The 3,526-nt window shown below is 51.6% G+C and carries 2 protein-coding genes; both read right to left on the bottom strand.

The features are described from left to right. Positions 1 to 318: 318 nt before the first annotated feature. Positions 319 to 1,323, bottom strand: coding sequence for a DUF3883 domain-containing protein (locus K675_RS0117295; protein ID WP_017904752.1), 1,005 nt, complete (start codon positions 1,321 to 1,323; stop codon positions 319 to 321). 155 nt (positions 1,324 to 1,478) lie between these two features. After that, a partial coding sequence (locus K675_RS30930; RefSeq protein WP_017904751.1) for an ATP-binding protein occupies positions 1,479 to 3,526 on the bottom strand: 2,048 nt, incomplete at its 5' end.

Genomic DNA, 3,526 nt, shown 5'->3' with positions numbered 1-3,526 from the left:
TGACGAAATAAGTCACACTGCGGGTTTGATGAGTTACCTTGAGTCAAACAAAGCGTTTATTGACGACTTAGTGAACTTTTACTCTAAATTCTGGGATGGCGTGGTGTTTACATATAGCCGGGAAGCATATGTTTTTGAGAGTTAATATCATTGATGGTTTTTTAGTGTGCACAGAGGATGTTTTATAAGGGAAGTAAATCGATACCATGTTGGGGTGAGGAATGCCTCCATGGTATCGAGAGTGCTCAGTCGAGAACCTTTTTAAACTATGGCAGGTGCTTCAATATGGGGTGTTGGCTAGATGGGCACACCTACTGATCAACTCTCCGGCGTGGGGACAAACTTACTGATATATACGTAGGGTTCAAGATCGAACGCTCGCCTCAGTTCGAGGGCATCGTATTCAGTTATGTTCGGGTTCTCGGACAGCGCGGAGGTAACCATGACAAGACGCCATGCTGGATTGGATTGTAGACCCTTCCCATACTCATTCCGAGTGATGAAGAATTGCGGGGTGGGGCTGGATGTGCCTTTGACCTCGACGTGCCTTACCGATTTGCCTTTGGTGAAAACGAAGTCATAACCACAGGGTAGGTGCGTGACGCGTTCGCAGGCAAACCCTTTTGTTTTGTAGTGCTTAATGACAGCGCATTCTGCTGCTATCTCTACCTTCTTCCGATGTTCTGGTGTACCGAATCCTTTTAAGGGATCGGTCGCGTCGAGTTCTGGATCGGGGAGCGAGCCTTCATTAGGGTTCTGGACAGCAAATGGGGTCATCGCTTTTAGGCGACCCTTGAGAAGCTCTAGCACACGTCTCTTGTTCTCGTTGGTGTCCACGTCCGGCCCTTGAAGGAAGGAATATTTGCCTTGCCTGATGGAGGCATCCGAGAAAGGCATAGTCCGGTACTCGGGCGGAATGAAGTACGCAGTCTTGCTACTGATGCAATACGACCAGTCATAAGCTGGGTGCACAGCATCCCCTCTTTTTTTGATAAGACCCTCCGGGGGATCGAGCCATTCTCCATGCAAGGTGGCATCTTCGTACCATCCGACAATATGGACGCCAGTGTGCTTTGGATTTTTCGCGAGGCAGATCACCGTCCAGCCATTTGGATCATCGTTCGACGGCGCATACTCCCTTGCCTGTGGCGGAACATAGCAATAGTAGGTTCCATCAGGACCAGGATTAAAGTTGAATGCTTCGTGCCCCCGCCCCTCGTTTTTTTTGCCCTTGTTATCGTTGAGCCATCCGAAATTGCCGTCGACTAGCCCGCCGCGATAGTAATCTGACCAGCCAAACTTAACCCATAGAAATTTCTTCACCGCTCATCCTCTTTTTCTGACTTATTCCTGACTATCGAGCTTGATCACATGGACGCTCGCATAGAACTTGCGCAACATCGTATGGGTTCAATATACGCATCAGTATCTTTACCTAGATACCAAGGTCGAAGGGGCAGGGCACACACATCGTATCGCTACCGTCCAGTCCGTAGATCAAGGCGATCAAGCTCTTCTAAAGTTTGAACGACTGATTCCACAAGCTCTCCATCAAAGTCGTCGCGGTCAGCTTCTTCGTGCGTTCCCTTGTTAAGGTAAGTCCATACTAGGTTATTGGCGGGAATACCCAAAATACGGCCATAGGCAATTAGTAGGGATTCCTTGTTGGCGTGCTTGAAGGTTTGGGCATCCCGCAACTTCTTGACCAGCGCTTCACAAAGATTTCTCAGCGGGGGCTCGGCACCAACTCCAGCAAGCATGAGATTTAAGACACCTTGATCGTGACTGCCGAGCCAACGCCATACCTTCTCAGACAGCATTTCTAAGGCTTGGCGTGATGCGGCCAGGGCAGATCTATCATTTAAGGTCTCCCTAGCGGCCCTAGCTTTTGCTATGTAGTTCGCAGTAGGTATGTTTCCGGTTACTCTCGGTTGATAATTACCGTCGTGATGGCGGAGCAGGTACACCTGGCATCCACTACGTCGTTGTACGGGAAGATGTTGCTGTATGTCCTTGATGAACTCATTGCTATGACAAGTGACGATCAATTGGGTTTGAGCGAAGTGGTCGCTTTCAAAGATCGTTTCTCGGATGCCGCCTCGATGATCGTGGTCGATTGCATTGATGGCATCGTCGAAGACGATGACAGGGCACTCCATGGTTTTTGCCTTAGCCATGAGGATCGCCAACCCAAGGCAGCGAATATGGCCTTCGCTAAGTATGTGAAGTGCATCCACCCGAGCGCCCGGATTCCCTTGGAAGCAAATCTCAATCTTCCCATCACCACCCAATGGAAGATGCAGCGCAGATAGCTTGTCCTCATCCCGATCATTGCGATTGAATGCGTTGTAAAGATCCTTGGCCGCGTCGTTGAGTCCAGCTATTAACTGCCCAGGGAGCTGATCCCTGTAGGATCTCAGTTCTACAAGAAATCGGTCATAGGCCCCCTTAAATGGGGTATCCCGCTCTATGTCGAGCTTCTCTTGGTTCGCTTGGGCGATTAGCTCAGCATTTGTTTCGTCGAAGGCATTGATACGGCTATTCGCGGCCTCAACGTTTTCTTGCAGTTGCTGCCTCTTGAGATCCTGGGCCTGAACCTTGAGCTGGAATTCGTTGAGCCGCCGGCGCTCGGTAACGTGCGGCTGTCGATCCTGCTGGGCGCGCAGCGATGCATCGTCCTGCGCTGCAATGCGATCCACCACAGACAGGATTTCATCAAGGGACGGTGGTGCATCTTGAATGGCCACCGTTTGGGGGTAGATACATGACCACCAACGCCCCGCCGGTTCGTCTGGAAGCTGGCCAATCCACTGGGCAGTGGCCGTATTTTCTCCGGGTTGAGCACCGATGAACGCTGCAACGGGACTGAACATCTGGCGCAACTCACGTGACGCTTGCCCAAGCTTGGTCTGCGCGATCTGCTGCTGCTCCTGAAGATCGCCAAGCTCTTCAAGCTGTTTAAGCCCCTCGGCCGCCCTTTGATATGGATCTGCCGTTACGTGAGTCTGACCTTTCAGTGGGGTGTCGCATGCAGGGCACCGATCGCTCACAACCTTTTGTAGGGCTAGAACCGAGTCATACAGCGCCTTAAAAGAGACCTGATCGCTTCTGGCGCGAAGCGCTTCAACGATGTCTTTGAGTTCCTCATCGCATTTGTGCGCCTTTTCAAAAGCATCCAGAAGGCCTTGGCGTGTCACGCCGAGCACATTAAGCGGTACCGCTTCCAAAATCGCTTCGAGTTCTTGAAGACGACCCGGGACCTCGGCGGAACCGATAAGCTCTTTAAGCGCCTCATATGTGATCTCGGCGTCGTACTCCTTCGCTAGGGCTGCCTCTTCTTCCGCCAGTGCTTGCTGGGATGCTGCTTCACCTTCAACGGTCGCTCTATCTGCTGCCAACGCATTTCGGCGAGCAGTCAATATGGTCTGTCGTTCGCCGAGAAGGACAAGCTGCCCATCGATGCTCTCATTGAAATGGCCCACTGTTAGTGCCGATGCAAAACTGACCCACCCCAGCGAAGTAAAAC

This window comes from Pseudomonas fuscovaginae SE-1, assembly GCF_000364705.1.
Classification (GTDB): Bacteria; Pseudomonadota; Gammaproteobacteria; order Pseudomonadales; family Pseudomonadaceae; genus Aquipseudomonas; species Aquipseudomonas fuscovaginae_A.
The sequence above is the reverse complement of the archived record's forward strand: the minus strand, read 5'-3'. Positions and strand labels throughout refer to the sequence as shown.